Origin of the sequence: Streptomyces sp. NPDC047017, assembly GCF_040644175.1 — a bacterium.
Taxonomy (GTDB): Bacteria; Actinomycetota; Actinomycetes; order Streptomycetales; family Streptomycetaceae; genus Streptomyces.
Map to the genome: position 1 here is coordinate 413,618 of NZ_JBEYVW010000005.1, position 20,718 is coordinate 434,335.

16 protein-coding genes are annotated in these 20,718 nt (G+C 75.0%); 4 read left to right on the top strand and 12 right to left on the bottom strand.

Annotated elements, in window-relative coordinates:
* Positions 1 to 46 precede the first annotated feature (46 nt).
* Positions 47 to 1,303: an enterochelin esterase gene (gene fes / locus ABZ858_RS11645; RefSeq protein WP_361375213.1), complete on the top strand. Its 1,257-nt coding sequence runs from the start codon at positions 47 to 49 to the stop codon at positions 1,301 to 1,303.
* Between the two features lie 64 nt (positions 1,304 to 1,367).
* On the opposite strand, the gene ABZ858_RS11650 is transcribed toward fes, so the two are convergent.
* The 8 genes from ABZ858_RS11650 to ABZ858_RS11685 are packed head-to-tail and all read right to left on the bottom strand — an operon-like array spanning position 1,368 to position 11,028.
* Complete coding sequence (locus ABZ858_RS11650) at positions 1,368 to 1,556, bottom strand: MbtH family NRPS accessory protein (protein WP_361375215.1); 189 nt, start codon at positions 1,554 to 1,556, stop codon at positions 1,368 to 1,370.
* Positions 1,553 to 5,479, bottom strand: a complete 3,927-nt coding sequence (locus tag ABZ858_RS11655) for an amino acid adenylation domain-containing protein (RefSeq protein ID WP_361375217.1) — start codon at positions 5,477 to 5,479, stop codon at positions 1,553 to 1,555. Before ABZ858_RS11655 ends, ABZ858_RS11650 begins: the two co-directional genes overlap by 4 nt.
* On the bottom strand, positions 5,476 to 5,703 hold the full coding sequence (locus ABZ858_RS11660; RefSeq protein WP_361375219.1) for a phosphopantetheine-binding protein: 228 nt from the start codon (positions 5,701 to 5,703) through the stop codon (positions 5,476 to 5,478). Before ABZ858_RS11660 ends, ABZ858_RS11655 begins: the two co-directional genes overlap by 4 nt.
* Positions 5,704 to 5,708: 5 nt before the next feature.
* Entirely contained in the window at positions 5,709 to 6,341 is a 633-nt protein-coding gene (locus ABZ858_RS11665) for an isochorismatase family protein (RefSeq protein WP_361375221.1), read from the bottom strand.
* Positions 6,342 to 6,354: 13 nt separating this feature from the next.
* Positions 6,355 to 7,998 (bottom strand): (2,3-dihydroxybenzoyl)adenylate synthase, encoded by a 1,644-nt coding sequence (locus ABZ858_RS11670; protein WP_361375223.1) that lies wholly within the window; start codon positions 7,996 to 7,998, stop codon positions 6,355 to 6,357.
* Entirely contained in the window at positions 7,995 to 9,206 is a 1,212-nt protein-coding gene (locus ABZ858_RS11675; RefSeq protein WP_361375225.1) for an isochorismate synthase, read from the bottom strand. The genes ABZ858_RS11670 and ABZ858_RS11675 overlap by 4 nt, the downstream gene beginning before the upstream one ends.
* 50 nt (positions 9,207 to 9,256) lie before the next feature.
* The gene (locus ABZ858_RS11680) at positions 9,257 to 10,051 is read right to left on the bottom strand and encodes a 2,3-dihydro-2,3-dihydroxybenzoate dehydrogenase (RefSeq protein ID WP_361375227.1); all 795 of its coding nucleotides are present in this window, start codon (positions 10,049 to 10,051) and stop codon (positions 9,257 to 9,259) included.
* Positions 10,048 to 11,028 (bottom strand): iron-siderophore ABC transporter substrate-binding protein, encoded by a 981-nt coding sequence (locus ABZ858_RS11685; protein ID WP_361375229.1) that lies wholly within the window; start codon positions 11,026 to 11,028, stop codon positions 10,048 to 10,050. Before ABZ858_RS11685 ends, ABZ858_RS11680 begins: the two co-directional genes overlap by 4 nt.
* 247 nt (positions 11,029 to 11,275) lie before the next feature.
* Here ABZ858_RS11685 and ABZ858_RS11690 point away from each other — a divergent pair, with 247 nt between their 5' ends.
* Genes ABZ858_RS11690 through ABZ858_RS11700 form a run of 3 tightly spaced genes read left to right on the top strand, consistent with a single transcriptional unit; the run spans position 11,276 to position 14,255 of the window.
* Positions 11,276 to 12,274: an iron ABC transporter permease gene (locus tag ABZ858_RS11690; protein WP_361375231.1), complete on the top strand. Its 999-nt coding sequence runs from the start codon at positions 11,276 to 11,278 to the stop codon at positions 12,272 to 12,274.
* The gene (locus ABZ858_RS11695) at positions 12,271 to 13,455 is read left to right on the top strand and encodes an iron ABC transporter permease (protein WP_361375233.1); all 1,185 of its coding nucleotides are present in this window, start codon (positions 12,271 to 12,273) and stop codon (positions 13,453 to 13,455) included. The genes ABZ858_RS11690 and ABZ858_RS11695 overlap by 4 nt, the downstream gene beginning before the upstream one ends.
* Positions 13,452 to 14,255 carry an ABC transporter ATP-binding protein gene (locus tag ABZ858_RS11700; RefSeq protein WP_361375235.1) on the top strand — a complete coding sequence of 268 codons (804 nt, stop codon included), beginning with the start codon at positions 13,452 to 13,454 and terminating at the stop codon, positions 14,253 to 14,255. Before ABZ858_RS11695 ends, ABZ858_RS11700 begins: the two co-directional genes overlap by 4 nt.
* A gap of 170 nt (positions 14,256 to 14,425) precedes the next feature.
* On the opposite strand, the gene ABZ858_RS11705 is transcribed toward ABZ858_RS11700, so the two are convergent.
* The 4 genes from ABZ858_RS11705 to ABZ858_RS11720 all read right to left on the bottom strand — a co-directional run bounded on the left by ABZ858_RS11705 (position 14,426) and on the right by ABZ858_RS11720 (position 20,567).
* Positions 14,426 to 16,492, bottom strand: a complete 2,067-nt coding sequence (locus ABZ858_RS11705) for an iron ABC transporter permease (protein ID WP_361375237.1) — start codon at positions 16,490 to 16,492, stop codon at positions 14,426 to 14,428.
* A 4-nt stretch (positions 16,493 to 16,496) separates the two neighbouring features.
* The gene (locus tag ABZ858_RS11710; protein WP_361375239.1) at positions 16,497 to 17,486 is read right to left on the bottom strand and encodes an iron-siderophore ABC transporter substrate-binding protein; all 990 of its coding nucleotides are present in this window, start codon (positions 17,484 to 17,486) and stop codon (positions 16,497 to 16,499) included.
* 11 nt (positions 17,487 to 17,497) lie between these two features.
* Positions 17,498 to 18,358 (bottom strand): ABC transporter ATP-binding protein, encoded by an 861-nt coding sequence (locus ABZ858_RS11715; RefSeq protein WP_361375241.1) that lies wholly within the window; start codon positions 18,356 to 18,358, stop codon positions 17,498 to 17,500.
* Positions 18,359 to 18,485: 127 nt separating this feature from the next.
* Positions 18,486 to 20,567: a SpoIIE family protein phosphatase gene (locus ABZ858_RS11720; protein ID WP_361375243.1), complete on the bottom strand. Its 2,082-nt coding sequence runs from the start codon at positions 20,565 to 20,567 to the stop codon at positions 18,486 to 18,488.
* Positions 20,568 to 20,718: the final 151 nt, after the last annotated feature.

The window sequence follows — 20,718 nt, forward strand, 5'->3', positions numbered from 1 at the left end:
CGGCCTGAGTCGATCACTGCCGTGCCCCCTACCGGAGCCGCCTCGCATGAGCCTGACCACACCGCCCCAGGGCGCACCGCGGCACCCGCCCCGGCTGGCCCGCCCCGACGCGCTCCCGCTGCTCACCGAGCCCGCCGTCGCCCTCCCCGGACCCGGCGGCACGGCGGACTTCTGGGCGCGGGCCGCCGGTCTCGGCACCCCGCTGACCGGGCCCGACCCGCTGGGCGACGACCGCCACCGGGCCGTCACCTTCCTGTGGCGGGGCACGGACACCACCCGGGCCGTGCAGGTGCTGCCCAACAAGATCGGTGATCCCCGGGCGCCCGAGGGCAATCTGATGCACCACCTGCCCGGCACCGACGTGTGGCACTGGACGGTCCGGCTGCGCGCGGACTGGCGCGGCACCTACGACCTCTTCGTGGACGAGGGCGACGGACCCGCCCCGGACGACCCGGGCTACTGGCAGTGGCTGCGCGGCAACCGCCGTACCGACCCGTACAACTCCCGTACGCTGCCGCGCCGCTGGGGTGGCGAACCGGTCGCCTTCGCCGAACTCCCCGAGGCGCCCGCCGCGGTGGACTGGCAGCCGCGGCCCCAGGCCGCCCGCGGCACGGTGACCGAGCACGAGGTGGCGAGCGGCCACCTGGGCGACCGCCGGCGGGTCTGGCTCTACGAGCCCGCCGCGGCGGACCGGCCGGCCGAACTGCCGGTGCTGGTCCTGCTGGACGGCGAGCACTGGCAGCCGCGGCTCCAGGTCGCCACCCTGCTGGACAACCTCATCGCGGACGGCCGTATCCCGCCGGTGGCCGCCGTGCTGCCGGAGTCCGTCGACGCGGGCACCCGCTGGGCGCAACTGACCTGCCGCCCGGAGTTCGTGGCCTTCCTGGCGGAGGAACTGCTGCCCTGGGCCGCGGCCCGGCTGCCGCTCACCGCCGACCCCGCGCGCACGATCGTGGCCGGGCAGAGCCTGGGCGGCCTGACCGCCGCCTACGCCGCCGTGCACAGCCCGCACCGCTTCGGCAACGCCCTGGTCCAGTCGGGCTCGTTCTGGTGGCCCGTCGGCCCCGACGCGGAATGGCTGACCGGCCGGCTGGCGGCCGGTCAGCGGCTGCCGGTGCGGTTCTGGCTCTCCTTCGGCGAACAGGAGTGGGTGGCCCTGCCCGCGGCCCGCCGGCTGCGCGACACCCTCGCCGCCGCCGGTTACGACGACACCGAGTACCGCGAGTTCAACGGCGGCCACGACTACCTGTGCTGGCGCACCGAACTCGCCGACGGACTGGTGGGCCTGCTGGCCGGCCGCTGAACCGCGCGCGAGGGCCGGCGGCGGCCCCGGTCTCCCCGGGGCCGCCGCCGGCCCTCGGGTGTGCTCACGGCCGGCCGGCGCCGATCCGGTCCAGGCATCGGGCGTGCGGCGCGGGCCCGAACACCGGGTGCCAGCCGGGCGGCACGGCTCGCCAGGCCGGCCACAGGGACAGCGAGCCGTCGCCGCCGGCCAGCACGAGGTGGCTGTCGTGCTCCTCGGCGGGCGCGTCGAAGGGGCCGGTGGTGCCGGTCATGCGTCTAGCTCCTTCAGCCGGGCCGCCAGGACCGAGGCGACGGTGTCCAGGTGCGGGTCACCCAGCAACTGCGGGTGCGTGCAGTCCAGGTCGTGGGCGGCGACGGCACCGCGCACATGCGGACGCCAGGCCGCCCACTCCAGCCAGTCCTCGGCGCGCGGCGCGGCGGCGGTGAAGAACACCATGTCGCCGTCGAAGGCCCGGTGCCGGTGCTCGCGCATCATCCGCGCGTGGTTCGGCACGATGTCCACGATCCGCGACAGCGTCTGTTCGCCCAGTCCGGCGAGCGGGCTGCCCGCCCGGCGCAGGGTGGCCAGGACGTCCTCGCGGGTGCGTTCCCCGGCGCGGTCGAAGCCCGCCATGCGCAGGACGGCGGTGAGCGCGTCACCCTCCTCCGGCGCCGGCCGCTCGCGCCACTGCTCGGCCGGGAAGGCGTCCAGCAGCGCCAGCAGGTCGACCCGCTCGCCGGCCTCCTGGAGCAGGACGGCCACCGTGTGGGCGAGGACCCCGCCGACCGACCAGCCCAGCAGCCGGTACGGCCCGTGCGGCTGCGTCTCGCGGATCCGGGCCGCGTAGTCGGCGGCCTCCTCCTCCAGGGTGCGCGGCAGCGGCTCGTCGCCGCCCAGGCCGCGGGCCTGGACACCGTACAGCGGCTGCTCGGGGCCGAGCCGGGCGGACAGTCCCGCGTAGCACCAGGACAGGCCGCCCGCCGGGTGGATCGCGAACAGCGGCCTCCGGCCGGTCCCGGCGCGCAGCGGCAGGATGACGCCCAGCGCGTCGCCCGCGGCGGGCGCGGCGGTGGCCAGACGGGCCGCCAGCGCCGCCGGGGTCGGTGCCTCGAACAGCGAGCCGATCGTCAGCTCGGTGCCGAACTCCTCCCGGACCCGGGCCACCAGACGGGTGGCGAGCAGCGAGGTGCCGCCCAGGTCGAAGAACAGGTCGTCGGGGCCGACCCGGTCGACCCGGAGCACCTCGGCGAACAGCCGGGTCAGGGCCTTCTCCCGCTCGTCGGCGGGCTCCCGGCCCCGGCCGGCCCCGGTGAACACGGGCTCCGGCAGCAGGCGCCGGTCCAGCTTGCCGTTGGGGCTGAGCGGGAAGGCGTCCAGCGCCACCACCGCGGACGGCACCATGTGCTCGGGCAGGTCGCGGGCGACCGCCGCCCGGACGGCCGCCGCATCGGCGCCTCCCGTGACGTAGCCGACGAGCAGTTGCTCCCCGGGACGGTCCTCGCGCACCAGCGCGCAGGCGCCGTCCACGCCCTCCTGGGCGGCGAGCGCGGCCTCGATCTCACCGAGTTCGATGCGCTGGCCGCGCAGCTTGACCTGATGGTCGGTGCGGCCGAGGTACTCGACCTCGCCCTGGCCGCTCCAGCGGGCCAGGTCGCCGGTGCGGTACATCCGGCGGCCGGGCGCGCCGAACGGGTCGGCGACGAACCGGGTCGACGTCAGCTCGGGCCGGCCCAGATAGCCGTCGGCCAACTGGACGCCCGCCAGGAACAGTTCGCCGGGCACCCCGGGCGGGCAGGGCTGCAGGGCGGCGTCGAGGACGTAGAGCCGGGTGTTCCACACCGGGCGGCCGATCGGCACCGGACCGGAGTCCGCCGGGTCGCAGGCGTGGTACGTCACGTCGACGGCGGCCTCCGTCGGGCCGTACAGGTTGTGCAGCTCCACGCCGGGCAGGGCGCGGGCGAAGGCCTGCGCGGTCTCCCGGGGCAGCGCCTCGCCGCTGCAGAACACCCGCCGCAGCCCGGACGCGCAGCCCGCCGACTCCGGTTCGGCCAGGAACACCTGGAGCATCGACGGCACGAAGTGGCAGGTGGTGACGGACTGCTCGCGGATCAGCCGGGCCAGGCCCAGCGGGTCCTTGTGCAGGTCGGGCGCGGCCACGACCAGGGTGGCGCCCACCCGCAGCGCCCAGAAGAACTCCCAGACGGACACGTCGAACGACGACGGGGTCTTCTGCAGCACCCGGTCCCGCCCGGTCAGCGGATAGGCGTCCTGCATCCACCGCAACCGGTTGTCGATCGCCCGGTGCGAGACCACGACACCCTTGGGGCGGCCCGTGGAGCCGGACGTGTAGATGACGTACGCCGGGTGAGCGGGCGTCAGGGCGCGCGGCGGGTTGACCCAGGCGGCGCCGGAGAGGTCGAGACCGTCCCAGACGACCTGCCGGGTGCCGGTGCCCTCGGGCAGGCGGTCCGCGCGGTCGGTGATCGCGCAGACCGGCGCCGCGTCCTTGAGCATGTACGCGAGCCGGGCCGCCGGATAGTCCGGGTCCAGCGGCAGGTACGCGGCGCCCGCCTTGAGCACCGCGAGCAGCGAGACGATCAGCTCCACCGAGCGCGGCACCGAGACCGCGACCACGTCGCCCGGCCCGGCGCCCAGCTTCTGGAGGTGGTGGGCCAGCCGGTTGGCGCGCGCGTCGAGTTCGGCGTACGTCAAGGTGGTGTCCCCGAACACCAGGGCCGGGGCGTCGGGTGTGCGCTGCGCGCTCGCCTCGATCGGGCCGATCAGGGTGGTGGCGGGCACCTCCCGCGCGGTCCGGTTGAACTCGTCGACGACGAGCGTGAGTTCGTCGGGGGTGGCGATGCCGAGACCGGCCGTGGGCTGGTGCGGGTAGGTGTGCGCGATCCGGTCCAGCAGGTGCAGGAACCGCTCCTGGTGCGCGGCCAGGTCCGCGTCGTCGTACAGGGCCGGGTTGCCGTCGTGGTCGATGGCCAGGCCCCGGCCGTCGGCGCGGTCGTACACGTTGACGGTGAGGTCCTCGACCGGGCCCGCGGACAGGTTGCGGGCCCGGGCGGGCGCGCCCGCGAACTCCACCGCGTAGTCGAAGGGCATGACGTTGATCAAGGGGCCCACCAGGCCCCGGCTCTCGCCGAGCAGGCCGAGGTCGCGGCGGATGTCCTCGTAGCGGTAGCGCTGGTGGCGGCGGACCTCGCGGATGCCGAGCACCACCTGCCGGACCAGCTCGGCGAAGGTCGCCTCCGGGGTGACGGTCAGCCGCAGCGGCAGCACGTTCATCACCATGGCCGGCACGCGCAGCGCGGCCGAGCCCATGCGGCCCATCAGCGGCAGGCCGAGGACCACGTCCTGGCGGGCGGTCGCCCGGGAGACGTACAGGGCCTGCGCGGCGATCAGCACGTCCGGCCAGGTGGCCCGCAGCGACGTCGCCAGCTCCCGCAGCCGCTCGGTGGCCTCGGGGGCCAGCCGGGCGCTGCGCCGGCGGAACGTCCGCCGCGGCAGCGCGCCCCGGCCTGCCAGGCGCGGCGCCTCGGGCCGGTCCGCGAACGCCTGCGCCCAGTGCGCGCGGTCGGCGGCGCGGCCCTCCGAGGCCCGGTAGGCCGCGTCGTCCGCGACCAGATCGGCCAGCCGGCCGAACCGGGACGGCGGGACCTGCTCGCCGCGGGCCAGCGCGCTGTAGACCTCGGCGGTGCGGCGCACCAGCAGCGAGTAGCCGTAGCCGTCCATGACGAGGTGGTGGATGCGCTGGTACCACAGCCAGCGCTCGTCACCGACGCGGAACAGGGCGTGCCGGAACAGCGGCCCGGACGCCAGGTCGCACGGCTCGGCCAGGTCGGCGCGCATCCACGCCTCGGCCCGCCGCTCCGCGTCCGGGACGCCGCGCAGGTCCTCGACGGTCAGCGGCAGCTTCACCACGGGCGCCAGGTGCTGGCGCGGCCCCTGCGGGCCGTCCTGCACGCGCACGCGCAGCGCGTCGCTCTCCGCGACGACCTGCCGCAGGGCCCCGGCGAACAGGCCGGCGTCCAGCGGGCCCTCGATCTCCAGGCACTCCGCCGTGTTCTGCGCGGGGCTGAGCGGGTCGAGGGCCTGCGCGTACCACATGCCCGACTGGGCCGCGGTCAGGGGCAGGACGGCGGCAGCGGCGCCGGGCGCGGCCGCGCCGTCCGTGAGCAGGGCGGTCATGAGACCCCCAGCAGGACCGCCCACGGCTTCACCGCGGGCTGTTCGGCGAGGTCGGCGAAGTCCGCCGTGACCCCGTGGTCGCGGCGCCAGCGCTCCAGCAGCGCCATGATGCGCACCGAGTCCAGGCCGTAGTCGACGAGGTTCTCGTCCTCGGGTATGTCCGCCGGGTCCTCACCGAGGCAGTCGGCGACGTCGGCACGGATCTGTTCCAGCGTGAGGGCCATGCCGCTCACACCTCCTCGAAGAGCTCGTCGGTGGTGGTGACGACCGCGCAGCGGCCGGCGGCCCAGCGCAGGGCCATGTCGTGGTCCTCGCGGGAGAAGTCGGCGACGGCGTCGGCGACGACGAACGCCCGGATGTCGCGCGACCAGGCGTCGGCGGCCGTCATCATGACGCCGATGTGCGCGTACACACCGACCACGATCAGCTGGTCGCGGCCCAGGTCCCGCATCCGGTCCGCCAGGTCGGTGCGGGCGAACGCGCTGTACTTCCACTTGGTGATCCGGACGTCCCCCGGCTCCGGCGCCACGGCGTCGGGCATCGCCAGCTTCTCGGGGTCGTCGGCCACGCCGGGCCCCCAGAAGTCCAGTTGCAGCCCGCGCTGTTCGGGGCTCTGCCCGCCCTGCTGCGCCGAGTACACCACCGGCACACCGAGCCGGCGGGCCTCCTTCAGCAGCCGGGCGGTGTTGGCGAGCATGCCGGCCAGCGGCTCGGCGCCGGCCGGGAACGCGGACAGGAAGTGCTGCTGGAGGTCGTGCACGAGCAGCACGGCGCGCGCCGGGTCCACGGTCCAGGACACCCGGTTCGCGGGCAGCTCGTCCGGGGTCGGCAGCGGATAGGAGGGGATACGGGGAAGTGCCATGGGGAGGGGCCTTTCAGCGCTGCTCGGCGGTCGAACGCAGCTGCTTCTTGCTGACCTTGCCGATGCCGGTCTGCGGGAAGGCATCGACGAACTCGACGAGATCGGGGACCTTGTAGGCGGCGACGCCGCGTTCGCGGACGAACCGCTTGACGGCGACCGACTTCAGCGGTTCGGCGCCCTCGCGCAGGATGACGTAGGCGAGGGTGCGTTCGCCGAGGTACTCGTCCGGCACGGCGACCAGGGACACGTCGTGCACGGAGGGGTGGGCGAGGATGATGTTCTCGATCTCCTCGGCGGCGACCTTCTCGCCGCCCCGGTTGATCTGGTCCTTGGCCCGGCCCTCGACGACGAGATGGCCGCTCGGGGTGCGGCGCACGATGTCGCCGGTGCGGTAGAAGCCGTCCTCGGTGAACGCCGTCCGGTTGTGGTCGGGCGCCCGCCAGTAGCCGCGGATGGTGTACGGGCCGCGGGTGAGCAGGTGCCCGAACGCGCCCTCGGGCACCTCCTGGTCGGCGTCGTCCACGATACGGATCTCGTCGTCCGGCGAGATGGGCCGGCCCTGCGTGCTGACGACCGTCTCCGGATCGTCGTCCAGCCGCGTGTAGTTGACCAGCCCCTCGGCCATGCCGAACACCTGCATCAGCCGGCAGCCGAGCGCCGGTGCCAGGCGCCGGGCGGCCTGCTCGCTGTACTTGGCGCCGCCCACCAGGATCAGCTCCAGGCTGGACAGGTCGTGTCCGGCGCCGCCGCCGGCGGCGGTTTCCGTCCACACCAGGGCGAGCGGCGGGACCAGGCCGGTCATGGTGATCCGCTCCCGCTCGACCAGCTCGAACGCGGTCGCCGGGTCGGGCTTGGGGCACAGCACGACGGTGCCGCCCGCGTACAGCACGCCCAGCCAGCCAGGGCTGCTCATCGGGAAGTTGTGCGCGGCGGGCAGCACGACCAGGAAGCGGGTGTCCTGGTCGACGCCGCAGATCTCGTTGGAGCCGCGCAGCGAGTAGAGGTAGTCGTCGTGGGTGCGCGGGATCAGCTTGGACACGCCGGTCGTCCCGCCGGACAGCTGGAGGAACGCCAGCTCGTGCGGGGCCGGGCCGGCCGGCGGTCCCGACGGCTCGCACGGCACCTCGGACAGCGCGGTGTGCGCGCCGGGCTCACCGGCCACGAACACGTGCTTGAGGCCCGGCACCTGGGCCTGGACCCGGCCGGCCAGCTCCCGGTGGTCGTAGCCGGCGTGCACGTCCGGGATGACGTACGCGACGGCCTCGGAGAAGGCGCAGAAGTGGCCGATCTCGGTGTCCCGGTGGGCGGGCAGCGCGTACACCGGCAGCGCGCCGATCCGGAACAGGCCGAAGACGACCTCCAGGAACTCGCCGATGTTCGGCAGCTGGACCACGACCCGGTCGCCGCGGCCGATGCCGCGCGCGGCGAACCCGGCGGCCATCCGGTCGGCGGCCTCGTCCAGCTCCCGGTAGGTCCAGGTGCGGCGCCCGGGCGCCGGGTCGACGAGCGCGGTCCGGCCGGGGTGGGCGGCGGCGCGCTCGCGCAGCATCCCGCCGAACGTCTCGCCGCGCCAGTACCCGGCGGCCCGGTAGCGCTCGGCGAAGGCGTCCGGCCAGGTGGGCGCGTCCACCGAGGGGGTGAGGGCGTCGGCGGTCACAGCGCGGCCCCCACGGCGTCCAGGAACGTACGGAACTTGGCGGCGGTCTCCGCGGTCTCCGCCTCCGGCGAGGACTCGGCGACCACACCCGCGCCCGCGAACAGCCGCAGGGTGCGGCCCTCGGCCTCGGCGCAGCGGATGGTCACCACCCACTCGCCGTCGCCGTCCGCGTCCTGCCAGCCGACCATGCCGGTGTAGGCGCCGCGGTCGAAGGGCTCGGACGCGGCGATGACGTCCCGCGCCACGTCGGTCGGCGTGCCGCACACCGCCGGGGTGGGGTGCAGCGCCGAGGCCAGGTCGAGCGCGGTGACATGGTCGCCGGCGATCTCACCGGTGACGGTGGTCGACAGGTGCCACATGGTGGCGGTGCGCACCAGCGTGGGCCGCTCGGGCACTTCGAGGCGGGCGCACAGCGGGGCCAGCGCCCGCCGTACGGCGTCCACCACGACCGCGTGCTCGTGCAGGTCCTTGGGCGACTCCAAGAGCGCCACCGCGCGGCGCACGTCCTCGGCCAGGTCGGCGCTGCGCGGCGCGGACCCGGCCAGCGGGTTGGCGGTCACCCGGCCGCCCTGCCGGGCGACGAGCAGTTCGGGGCTGGCGCCTATCAGGGTGCGGCCGGGGGCGCTGGGCAGCGCGAAGGTGTAGCCGGTCGGGTCGCGGCGGGCCAGCCGGTTCAGCATGGCCGGCAGGTCCGGGTCCTCGGGCGCGGTCAGTTCCAGGGTGCGGGCGAGGACGACCTTGTCGAACTCGCCGGCCCGCATCCGCGCCACCGCCGCGGCCACGGCCGCCGCGTACTCCTCGGGCGCGGGGTGCTCGCGCAGCTGCCAGCCGCTGCCGTCGGCGGCGTCCTGGGCGGGCAGCGCGATCAGCGGGTCCTCGCCCAGGGCGGGCGCGGTGCGCAGCGTCTCGGGGACGGCCAGGGCGCACGGCGCGCCGGGCAGGAACGGGACGGCGCCAAGGACCAGCGGAGCTGGCCGGCCGGGGCGGCGCAGCCGGTTCAGCAGCCCGTGCACGCGCTGCGGCAACGGGCTGTCGTCGTGCGGGACTTCGGCGGCGGTGCCGTGCGCGAGCAGGGTGCGCCGGGGCGTGGCGAGGAAGCGGTCGGTGCCGGCGCGGTAGGCGTCGAGGAGGGCGACGGAGGCACCGGGGGCCAGGGCGGTGGGGGCGGAGCCGGCGAAGAGCCCGGGCTCGCTCAGGGAGGTGGTCATGGAGTCTCCTGGCTGGTGGAGGCTGGGGGAGGGGGCACGGTGGCGGGCGGTCAGGCCCGCAGGGTGGCGCCGCCGTCGACGTACAGGTCGTGCAGGGTGATGTGCCGGGCGCGGTCGGAGACGAGGAAGGCGACGGCGTCCGCGATGTCGCGGGGTTCGGCGATGCGGCGCAGCGGGATGCCGGTGCGGTAGGTGGCCAGGTCACCCTCGATGACGGCCTGCCGGCCGCGCTCGGGGCCGTCGGGGGAGCCCTCCCACATGGCGCGCTGCATGTCGGTGAGGGTGGAGCCGGGGGAGACGGTGTTGCAGCGCACACCGTGCGCGGCGACCTCCAGGCCCAGGCACTTGGTGAACATCACCGCGGCGGCCTTGGAGGCGGCGTAGGCGGCCATGCCGCTGCGCGGCACACCGGCCGCGTTGGAGGCGACGGTGACGATGCTGCCCCGGCCGCGGGCGGTCATGCGGCGGGCCGCGGCCCGCGAGACGTGCATGACGCCGTCGGTGTTGACCGCGAACACCGCCGACCAGTCGGCGTCGTCGAGGTCGACCACGGGCGCGCCGCGCAGGATGCCGGCGACGTTGACCGCGATGTCCAGCGGGCCGAGCGTGTCCTCGGCCTCGGCGACCAGCTTCTCCACGGCCGCGGGGTTCGTCACGTCCAGGGGGCGGACGGTGACCCGGTCCCCGTGCTCGGCGGCCAGGGCCTCGGCGCCGGCGGGGTCCAGGTCGGTGGCGAGCACCCGGGCGCCCTGTGCGGCGAGCGCCGTCACGACGGCCGCGCCGATGCCCCGGCCGGCGCCCGTGACGAGCGCGAGCCGCCCTGTCAGTTCGTGTCCGGTGCTCACTTGACCATGGCCTTCCGTATGTCGTCCAGCACGGAGACGGCCGCCTGGGCGCCGCCGAGGCTGGTCCACTTGGAGCCGTCGATGACGGTGGCGTGCCCGTCGCGGACCGCCTTGAGCTGCTGGTACGCGGGCTTCTTGGCGAGCTGGCCGAGGAGTTGGGCGTCCTGTCCGGTGGAGGTCAGCGTGCCGATGAACAGCCAGTCGCCGTCGATCTCCTTGAGGTTCTCGTCGCTGATCGGCGTCGAGTGGCCCTCGCCCTTCTTGTTCTGGATGCCGGGCCGCTTGAAGCCGAGGTCGCCCAGCACATCGCTGATGAACACGCCCTGCTGCATCACGGCGGTGCCCTTGGCGGAGTAGCGGGCGACGGAGACGGTCGCGCCGGCCTTGGCGCCGAGGTCCTTCTTCAGCGCGGCGGCCTTGGTGCCGTAGTCGGCGAGGAACTTCTTGGCCTCGTCGGACTTGCCCAGTGCCTGCCCGGTCAGCGTGAGGGAGTCCTTCCAGCTCTTGTCGCCGCCGATGGTGACGACGGTGGGCGCGATCTTCTTCAGCTGCGCCAGCACCTGTTCGTCGGCGAGCTGCCCGGCGAGGATGACATCGGGTTTGGCCCGGACGACCTTCTCGATGTCGGGCCCGGTCACCGCGCCGACCACGGGGATGCCCGCGGCCTGTGCGCCGAGGTAGCCGGGGGCGCCCTTCTGGCCGCGTCCGGCGGTCAGCCCGACCGGCTTGACACCGAGCGTCAGCGCGGAGTCCAGGTCCATCTCGCTGAGGGTGACGACCCGCTTCGGCGCGGCCGGCACCTGCACCTTCGCACCGGTCGCGTCGGTGACCGTCGTCGAGCCGCCCTTGTCCGACCCGCCCGGGGAAGAGGCGTCGTCCGAGGAACCACAGGCGCTCAGGGCGAGGCCGCAGGCGACGGCCAGGGCCGTGGCGGCGGCTCGACGGGTGCCGGGGGTGGATGTGCGGGGCGGCATCATGGCCTGAAATCTCCGTTGTTCGAGTGTCGTGACCCGCGGGTTCGGGTCACAATTCGGCGAGCCGTACGCCCTCAAGGCATGCGGAACCGCCGGCACCCGGACATTGCGGGCGCACGGACGGCCCCACACCTGACGGGACGGCCACTTAGGTTAGGCTAACCATATGCTCATATCGAGGGGGCCGTTGATGAAGTCGGGATCCGGACAGTCCGTGGACCGGCATTCCGGCCCGCGTTACGCCGTCCGGGTGACAGCCGTCCTCCTCGTCCTGCTGCTGGCCCTGGTCCTGCTCTCCCTGCTCGTCGGCACGGGATCCAGCTCACCGGCCCGCGCCTGGGAGTACCTGCTCGGCCAGGACTCCGCCCGCCACGACCCCCAACTCAGGCTGGCCGTCGTGGACGTACGGCTGCCGCGCACCCTGGCCGCGGTCCTGGTCGGCGTCTGCCTCGGCACCGCCGGGTGCCTGCTCCAGGCCGCCACCCGCAATCCGCTCGCGGAGACGGGACTGCTGGGCGTGAACTCCGGGGCGGCCTTCGCCGTCGTGGTCGGACTCACGTTCTTCGGCGCCGAGTCCACCCCGGCGCTGCTGGTGTGGGCGCTGTGCGGCGGCATGGCCGCGAGCGCGGTGGTCCTTCTCCTGGCGGGCAGCGGCCGGGCCGCGGGGTCCCCGTTGCGGCTGGTGCTGGCCGGTTCCGCGCTCGGTGCCACCTTTCACGGTATGACCTCCTACGTCCTGCTCGGCACCCAGTCCACCTTCGACGTCTACCGCTATTGGACGATAGGTTCGCTCGCCGGTGTCCGCACCTCGGACCTGCTGCCGCTGCTGCCGCTGGTCGCCGTGGGCCTGCTCCTCGCGTTCGGCTGCGCGCGCCCGCTGTCCGCGCTCGGCCTCGGCGACGACAGCGCCCGCTCGCTGGGCCACCACCCCGGCCGGGTCCGGCTGGTCGTGGCCGGCGCGGTCTCGCTCCTCGCCGGCTGCGCGGTCGCCGTGGCCGGCCCCATCGCCTTCCTCGGCCTGCTCGCCCCGTACGCCGCCCGTGCCGTGGCCGGAGCGCGCATGGGCGCCCAACTCGCCCTGTCCGCGCTGATCGCGGCCGATGTGATGATCCTCGCCGACGTCCTCGCCCGCGTCGTCATCCGCCCCTGGGAGACTCCGGTCAGCGTGCTCCTGGCCTTCGTCGGCGGCCCGTTGCTCGTCTGGATCGCCCGCTCCTCCCGCCTGTCCACCGCCGGAGCCACGTCATGACCTCACCTGAACCGAGGGCCGGCGGGGATGCCGGGGCCGCCGCCGTCTCTTCGCCCGCTCCGCGGGCCGGTACGAACGCCGGGCCCGTCGCGTCCGCGCCCCGCCCGGACTCCGGGCAGCCGGCCGCGGGCGCCGTGGACGTGACCCCGCCGGACAGCGTCGTGCTGCGCGCCGGGACGCTGTCCTGGCTCTTCCCGCGGCGTGGCGCGCTGGCCGCGGCCGTGCTGGTGCCGCTGCTGGTCCTGCTCATCGCGGTGGCGGTGCTGGCCAGTTCGACCGGGATGAGCCTGCGGGACACGCTGTCCGGGCTGTTCGGCACCGGCGACCCCGGCACCGTCATGATCGTGCGGGACTTCCGGCTGCCGCGCGTGTTCGTCGGCCTGATGGTCGGCGGCGCGCTCGGCGCGGCGGGCTGCCTCACCCAGACCCTGGCGGGCAACCGGCTGGCCACCCCCGACCTGCTCGGCGTCAACGAGGGCGCCACCGCGGCGGTCGTGGCCGCCGCGGCCGGCTCCTCCACCGGCATGGTCGGCCACTGGTGGCTCGGCCCGATCGGCGCCGTGGCCGCCGCCGTGCTCGTCGTGCTGTGCGCGGGCGGCGCGGGCAGCGCCGGCTACCGCGTGCTGGTCGTCGGCATCGGCGTGTCCACCGTGGTCGGCGCGGTCGGCGACCTCGTCATGTCGCGGCAGAACGACAACACGGCGGGCGGCGTGTTCCTCTGGGCCGCCGGCAGCCTCAGCGGCCGCGACTGGAGCGTGGGCACCCCCTTGCTGATCGCGCTCCTCCTCCTGCTGCCGTTCACCCTCGCCGCCGGGCACCGCCTGCAACTGCTGCGGTTCGACGACGACACGGCCGCCTGCCTCGGCGTCGACCTGCGCCGGCTGCGCGCCGCCGCGCTCGCCCTCGCCGTCGCCCTGGCCGGCCTGGCCGTCGGCGTCGGCGGCCCGATCGCCTTCGTGGCCCTCGCCGCCCCCGTCCTGGCCGGACACCTCGGCGGCCCCACCCGGGTGCCGGTCCTCGGCTCCGCGCTCACCGGCGCCGCCCTGATCACCGCGGCCGACGCCCTCGCCCGGGTCGTCGCCCCCGTCGAACTCCCCGTCGGTGTCGTCACCAGCGTCCTCGGCGGCCCCTTCCTCCTCTGGGTCCTCTTCCGCTCGGACCGGACCACCGGAAAGGCATGACCACCCCCATGACCGACGCCCGCACCGGCCTCGAAGTCCGCGGCCTGCACGCCGGATACCCCGGCCGCCCCGTCGTCCAGGACGTCGACCTGACCGTGCCCGCCGGGCACGTGGCCGCGATCGTCGGCCCCAACGGCTGCGGCAAGTCGACGCTGCTGCGCACCGTCGCCCGGCTGCACCGCCCCGAGGCGGGCACCGTGCACGCCGACGGCGCGGACATCTGGCAGCTGACCCAGCGCCAGGCCGCCCACCGGATCGCGCTGCTGCCCCAGTCCCCGCGCGCCCCCGAGGCCGTCACCGTCGCCGGACTGGTCCGCTACGGCCGCCACCCGCACCAGGGCCTGCTGCGCCAGTGGTCCCGCGAGGACGAACAGGCCGTGCGCGACGCGCTGGAGGCCACCGGCACCGCCGATCTCGCCGCCGAACGCCTCGACCGGCTCTCCGGCGGCCAGCGCCAGCGCTGCTGGCTCGCCATGGTGCTCGCCCAGCGCACCCCGGTCGTCCTGCTCGACGAACCCACCAGCGCGCTCGACCTCGGGCACGTCGTCGACGTCCTCGAACTCGTCCGCCAGGTCGCCGCCGCGGGCCGCACCGTCGTCATGGTCCAGCACGACCTGGCCGCCGCGGCCCGTTACGCCGACACCCTCATCGCCATGAAGGACGGCCGCGTCGTCGCCCAGGGCCCGCCCCAGGACACCGTGGACGAGTCCCTCGTCAAGGAGCTGTACCACCTGGACGCCGACATCCTGCGCGCCCCGGGGGACGGCAGCCCGGTGGTGGTGCCCCGGGCACGGGGGTGACGGCGGGCCCGTACAGGCCGCGCCGCCCGGTCCGTACGGGGCAACGGCGGGCGTGGGTGCGGGTGACCGCGTCGGCCGCACCCACGGGCCGGCCCGCGTCGGCCGTCCGCACACAGCCGCGGGCCGGCCCGCGCACAGCGGCGGACCGGCCCCAGGCGTCGGACGGCATGTCAGCGGCGGCTGCGCACCAGCAGGTACAGGAAGTACGGCGTGCCGATCACCGCGGTCATCAGGCCCGCCCCGAGCTGGGCCGGGGCGATCACCGTGCGGCCCACCAGATCGGCGGTGCACACGAGGACGGAGCCGAGGAGCACCGCGACCGGGACCACCCGCACATGGCGGCGGCCCACCAGGGCCCGGGCCGCGTGCGGGGCGACGAGGCCGACGAAGCCGATGGTGCCCGCGGCGGCCACGGCGGTGGCGCTGAGCAGGACGCTCAGCGCGAGGAAGCCGAGCCGCCCGCGTCCCGTGTCCAGGCCGAGCAGCCGCGGGGTGTCCTCGTCGAGCGAGACCAGATCGAGTTCGGTGCGGCGGGCGACCGCGACGCCCACGCCCACGGCCAGGACCACCGCGAGCGGCACCACGTCGGGCAGGGTCCGGCCGTAGGTGGAGCCGGACAGCCAGATCAGCGCCTTCGCCGCGTTGAACGGGTCGGTGAGCAGGACGAGCAGCGCGATCAGCGCACTCGCCCCGGTGGCGACACCGAACCCGACGAGGACCAGCCGGTTCTGCCGGAACCCGCCCCGGGCGGCGAGCCCGAAGACCAGGACGGAACTGACCGCGGCGCCCGCGAAGGCGGCACCGGCCATGCTCCACGACCCGGCCAGCGGCACGGTCGTCACCAGGAGCACGGCACCGAGCGCGGCTCCGTTGGAGACCCCCAGGATCCCCGGCTCCGCCAGCGGGTTGCGGGTCACCGCCTGGACGAGCGTCCCGGCCAGGGCGAGCGCGCCGCCGGCGAGCAGCGACGCGAGCACCCGGGGCACCCGGGTGTCCAGGACGAAGGTGACGGACCGTCCGGCCCGGCCCTGCGCCCAGTTCAGTACGTCGCCCAGCAGCAGCTTGCTGTCGCCCAGCAGGACGGCGGCGATCACCACGCCGACCAGGACGGCCGCGAGCACGGCCGTGGTGGCCAGGAAGACGGCCCGGCTCCGGATGCGCAGCCGGTCGGGCGCGGTGGCCGCGGCGGTGTCGCGTACCCGGGTGGCCATCACGATCAGGAACACCGCGCCGACCAGGCTGGTGACGACGCCGGTCGGCACGGCGACGGCCGTGTCCGCGGGGACCACGGCCCGCAGCAGCACGTCCGAACCGAGCACCAGCACCGCACCGGCCAAACCCGCCACCGGCGCGCTCGTCCGCGTACGGGAGAACCCGCGCAGCCGGCGGGCCAGGGGGCGGACCAGCGCGGGGGCGCACAGGCCGACGAAGCCCACCGGCCCGGCGAGCGTGACGGCGGCCGTGGACAGCAGCGCCGCGCACACGACGACGGTGATCCGGGTGGCCCGGACCCGGACCCCCAGCCCGCGGGCCGCGTCGTCGCCGAGGGCCAGCGCGTCGACACGGCGGGCGACGAGCAGCAGCCCGGCGAGCCCGGCGAGGGCGATGGGCGCCATCTGGAGGACGCCGTCGAACCCGTTCTGCGCGATGCTGCCCTGGTTCCAGTGGTAGAGCCCCTCGGTCTGCTGCGGGAACAGCAGGAGCAGCGCCTCGGTGACGGCGGTCAGGCCGAGGGTGAGGGCGCTGCCGGCGAGCACGAGGCGGACGGTGCCCGCGCCGAGGCCGGACAGTCCGAGCACCACGGCCGCCGCCGCGAGGCCGCCGGCGAAGGCGATCCCGGAGGAGGCGATCAGCGGCAGCGAGACGCCGGTGACGGCGGCGAGACCGAGGGACAGGTACGAACCGGCGTTCACGGCCAGGGTGTCGGGCGAGGCGAGGACGTTGCGGCTGACCGCCTGCAGGGCGGCGCCCGCCGCGCCGAGCACCGCGCCGACGAGCAGCCCGGCGGCCATCCGCGGCAGCCGGGAGGCGACGACGACCGACGCGTCGCCCGCACCGGCCCGCCCGGTGAGGGCCTCGACGACCTCGTGGGCGCCCACCGAGGCGGTGCCCTGGGTGATGTCCACCAGTGCCAGGGCGGCGACCAGCAGGACCAGCGTGACCGTCACCGCGGCGGCGCCCTTGCGGGACGCGGACAGCGGCGGGCGGGTGGTGGGGGCGGGGGCGGTGACGGTCATGGCGCTACTTCTTCGTCAGGGCGGCGACGACGGCGTCGGCGTACTTGCCCATCGAACCGGGGCCGCCGAACATCCAGATGCCGTCGGGCAGCCGGTACACCTCGCCCTTCTTCACGAACGGCAGGTTCGTCCACACCGAGTCCTTGGCCAGGGCGCCCGTGAAGGGCGTGCTGGTCTTGTCGTCGTCGCTGCCGATGTAGGCGAACCGCACGTCACCGAGCTTGGTGAGGCCCTCGACGTCGGTGGAGCCGAGCCCGTAGTCCTTGTCGCCCTTGACGGTCCAGGCGTTCTTCAGGCCGAGCCGCTCGTCGACCGCGCCGATGAGCGAGCCGCTGGTGTACGGCCTGATGGAGACCTGGTTGGAGGTGACGTAACCGTCCGCGAAGGCGTACTCGGCGCCGCCGAGTCCGGCGTCGGCCAGGGCCTTCTTGTCCGCGGCGAGCTTCGCGTCGAACTGCTTCTCCAGCGTGGCCGCCTTGTCGGCGGTGCCGGTGGCCTTCGCGATGAGGTCCAGGTTCTTCGTCATCTGCCCGATGGGGTCGGCGGCGTTCGCGGAGCGCAGCTCGAGGACCGGGGCGACCTTGCGCAGTTGCTTGAGCGCGGCGGCGGACAGGTCGGTGGTGGCGACGATGAGGTCCGGGTTCAGGGACGCGATGGTGTCCATGCTCGGCTCGCCCCGGGTGCCGATGTCCTTGGGGGAGTTCTTCAGCGGGACCGCGCTGTCCCAGCTCCGGTAGCCCTTGACGTCGGCGACGCCGACGGGGTCGACGCCCAGGGACACCAGGCTCTCGACGACGTTCCACTCGGTGCCGACGACCTTCTTCGCCGGCGCGTCCAGCTTCACCTGGGCGCCGGTGGCGTCGGTGAGGGTGACGGGTCCGGCGCTGTTCTTCGCGGCGGTGCCGCTGTCCTTGGCGGGCTCGGTGGTGCCGCAGGCGGCCAGGACGAGCGCGGCGGCGGTGGCGGCCGTCGTGGTCAGGACGAGACGTCTCACGGGGTGCTGCCTCATGGGGTGGTGCCGAGCCTTTCGTTTCGCGTGTGGTGGCGGCCTATCGCGCGGGTGCGCAGCCGGCCGGTCAGGGGGTCGGTGTCGACCTCGATGCGGATGCCGTAGACCGCGGTCAGCCGTTCGGGTGTCAGGACGTCCTCGGGCGGGCCGTCCGCGACGACCCGGCCGGTGCCGAGCAGCACGATCCGGTCGGCCACGGCGGCGGCCTGGTCGAGGTCGTGCAGGACGGCGCCGACGGCGATGCGGTGGTCGTCCGCGAGGTCGCGGACGAGGTCGAGCAGTTCGATCTGGTAGCGCAGGTCGAGGTAGGTGGTCGGTTCGTCCAGGAGCAGTACGCCGGTCTCCTGGGCCAGGCAGGAGGCGAGCCAGACGCGCTGCAACTGGCCGCCGGAGAGGTGTTCGGCGCCGCGTGCGGCGAGTTCCGCGACGCCGGTCACAGCCAGGGCGCGGTCCACGGCGGCCCGGCCGCCGGGGTCGCTGCGGCCCCAGCGGCCCCGGTAGGGGTAACGGCCGAACTCGACGACGTCCCGCACGGTCAGCCCGCTGGGCGTGGGCCGCCCCTGGGTCAGCAGGGCGACGCGCCGGGAGAACTCCCGCGGGCTCAGGGCGAGGCCGTCGGTGTCGCCGTCGACGAGGATCGTGGCGGTCCTGGGCCGCTGCAGGCGCGCCAGGGCGCGCAGCAGCGTCGACTTGCCGCTGCCGTTCGGCCCGACCAGTACGGTCACTTCGCCGGGACGCAGCGTCAGGGCGGCGCCGTGCACCACGTCGACGCCGTCGTAGGCCACGGTGACGTCCGTGGCGGACAGCTCATGGCCGCGCGGACCCGGGGCCGCGGGTATCTCTTCACCAGCTCGCACGGAGTTGAGGTTAGCCTAACCTAACCGCTCTGTATGCATCGGGGTGGCCGACCGCAAGACGACAACCGGCCACATCGCGGTATCCGCACACCCGGCGGCATCCCCACACCCGGCGATACCGGCACATCTAGGAGACCGACCACACCTCCGCCGGGTCCGGTGCGTCGTCGGACCCGGTGTCCTGGAGCTGCTGCTCGGACCAGATGGTCTTGCCCTGGCGGCTGTGCCGCACCCCCCAGCGGGAGCTGAGCTGCATGACGATGTACAGGCCGCGCCCGCCCTCCTCGCCCTCGCGCGCCTGGCGCAGGTGCGGGCTGGTGCTGTTGGCGTCGGTGACCTCCGACAGCAGCCGGCCCTTGTCGTGGATGAGCCGCAGCCGGATCGGCCCCCTGCCGTAGCGGATGGCGTTGGTGACCAGTTCGCTGACGACGAGTCCGGTGGTGAACGCCGCCTCGTCCAGCCCCCACGCGGCGAGCTGCCGGTCCACCAGCCGGCGCGCCGCGGCCACCACGGAGGCGTCGGCGGGCAGCGACCAGTCGGCGACGTGGTCGGGCGGCAGCGTGCGGGTGCGGGCGAGCAGGAGGACGGCGTCGTCGTGGGGGGAGGGCGCCATGCCGTACACGGCGGCGTCGCACAGCTCCTGCAACGGCCGTCCGGTGGGGGCGAGGATGTGCTCCAGCCGCCGCCGGGCGCGGCGCCCGTGCCCGTCGCCGGCCGCGACCAGGCCGTTGGTGTAGTGGGCCAGCAGACTGCCCGTGGGCAGCTGGACCCTGGCCGGGGTGAAGGCGCGCTTGCCGCCCGCCCCCAGCGGCGGCCCCTCCGGTACGTCCACGGACAGCGGCGAGCCGTCGGGATCGAGGACGACGGGCGGGGGATGGCCCGCGCGGACGAGGGCGCAGTACCGGCTGACCGGGTCGTAGACGGTGAGCGCGCACGTCGCCACATGCGGGTACGCGGACGAGAACGGGCCGGCCGCGAGCTGGGCGGCCACCTCGTCCAGCCGGGTGAGCAGTTCGTCGGCCTCCAGGTCCTGGAGGGCCAGCGCGCGCAGCGCGACGCGGAGCTGGCCCATCGTGGCCGCCGCCTCGATGCCGTGCCCGGCGACGTCGCCGACGACCAGGGCGACCCGGGTGCCGGACAGCGGGATGACGTCGAACCAGTCGCCGCCCGCGCTCTCCGGCAGGTAGATGTGGGCGGTCTCCACCGCGGAGAGCCGGGGCACCGTGCCCGGCTGGAGGCGGCGTTGCAGGGCGGAGGCCACGGTGTGCTCGCGCCGGTAGCTGCGCGCGTTGTCCAGGTGCGCGGACGCCGCCGAGGCCGCCTGCCGGGCCACGTCCAGGTCCGCGTCCGCGAACGGGTCGGCCCGGTGCCGGTACAGGTTCAGCAGCCCGAGCACGGTGTCCCGGGCCACCAGCGGTGCCACGATCATGGAGTGCACCCGCGCCTTCACCAGCGGGGCGAAGCCGTCGCGGTCGGTGGACAGCCACGCCGTGTCCGGTGCGACGCGTACCAGGCGGGCCCGGATGTCGTTGAGGACCTGGGTGTACGGGGTCGGGAAGGGGAAGGGCCTGCTGTCGCCCTGCCGGCGGGCCGCCTCCGCGCTGGCGGGCGCGAAGGCGACCCGGCGCAGCGGAAGGTCCGGCGGCACCGGGCCCGGCTCGCGCTCCCGGCCCCAGGGGCCGTCGTCCAGCAGATCGACGCTGGCGGCGTCGGCGAAGCCGGGCACCAGGGCCTTCACCAGTTCCCCGGCCGTGGTCCGGCCGTCCAGCGTGGACCCGACGGCCTCGTGCACGGTGCTGAGCACGGCGAGGCGGTCCGCCGCGGCCTGTCGCTCGGTCACGTCCTCGATCACCCCGACCACTCCGGTGGTGTCCTCGCCCGGACCGCACAGCGGGAAGAGCGACACTTCGAGCGCCAGGGTCCGGTGCGGCCCGGACGGCGACCGCCCCCGCATCAGCCGGTCCCGCACCGGCTCGCCGGACGCGAGGACCCCGTCGATCAGGGTCCTCAGCTCACCGGGGTCCAGGCCCGGCGCGAAGTCGTCGATGCCGTGGCCGTCCATGTCCTCGACGGCGAGTTCCCGCACCCCCCGCCCGGTGGGGTGGTACCGCACGACGCGCTGGGCGGAGTCGAAGACGAACAGGCCTTGGGACGTGTTGCCGAACAGCGCGTTCAGCACCGCGGCGTCGTCGACGGGACCGGCTGCCACCGCAAGCTCCCTTCGCGGACCTCCCCTCACCCTCTCGCATCGGCCCGGCACGGCAACTCGGTGCCGCGGCCCCGCGACGGCGTGCCCGCCGGGCCCGCCGCGCCTCACCCGGACGGCGCAGGCCCGGTGGTGGCCGGCCGCCCGCGCGGCG

Coding starts and splice junctions, on each gene's coding strand:
- fes (WP_361375213.1), top strand. CDS start 47: ATGAGCCTGACCACACCGCCCCAGGGCGCACCGCGGCACCCGCCCCGG.
- ABZ858_RS11650 (WP_361375215.1), bottom strand. CDS start 1,556: ATGACCGGCACCACCGGCCCCTTCGACGCGCCCGCCGAGGAGCACGAC.
- ABZ858_RS11655 (WP_361375217.1), bottom strand. CDS start 5,479: ATGACCGCCCTGCTCACGGACGGCGCGGCCGCGCCCGGCGCCGCTGCC.
- ABZ858_RS11660 (WP_361375219.1), bottom strand. CDS start 5,703: ATGGCCCTCACGCTGGAACAGATCCGTGCCGACGTCGCCGACTGCCTC.
- ABZ858_RS11665 (WP_361375221.1), bottom strand. CDS start 6,341: ATGGCACTTCCCCGTATCCCCTCCTATCCGCTGCCGACCCCGGACGAG.
- ABZ858_RS11675 (WP_361375225.1), bottom strand. CDS start 9,206: ATGACCACCTCCCTGAGCGAGCCCGGGCTCTTCGCCGGCTCCGCCCCC.
- ABZ858_RS11685 (WP_361375229.1), bottom strand. CDS start 11,028: ATGATGCCGCCCCGCACATCCACCCCCGGCACCCGTCGAGCCGCCGCC.
- ABZ858_RS11695 (WP_361375233.1), top strand. CDS start 12,271: ATGACCTCACCTGAACCGAGGGCCGGCGGGGATGCCGGGGCCGCCGCC.
- ABZ858_RS11700 (WP_361375235.1), top strand. CDS start 13,452: ATGACCACCCCCATGACCGACGCCCGCACCGGCCTCGAAGTCCGCGGC.
- ABZ858_RS11705 (WP_361375237.1), bottom strand. CDS start 16,492: ATGACCGTCACCGCCCCCGCCCCCACCACCCGCCCGCCGCTGTCCGCG.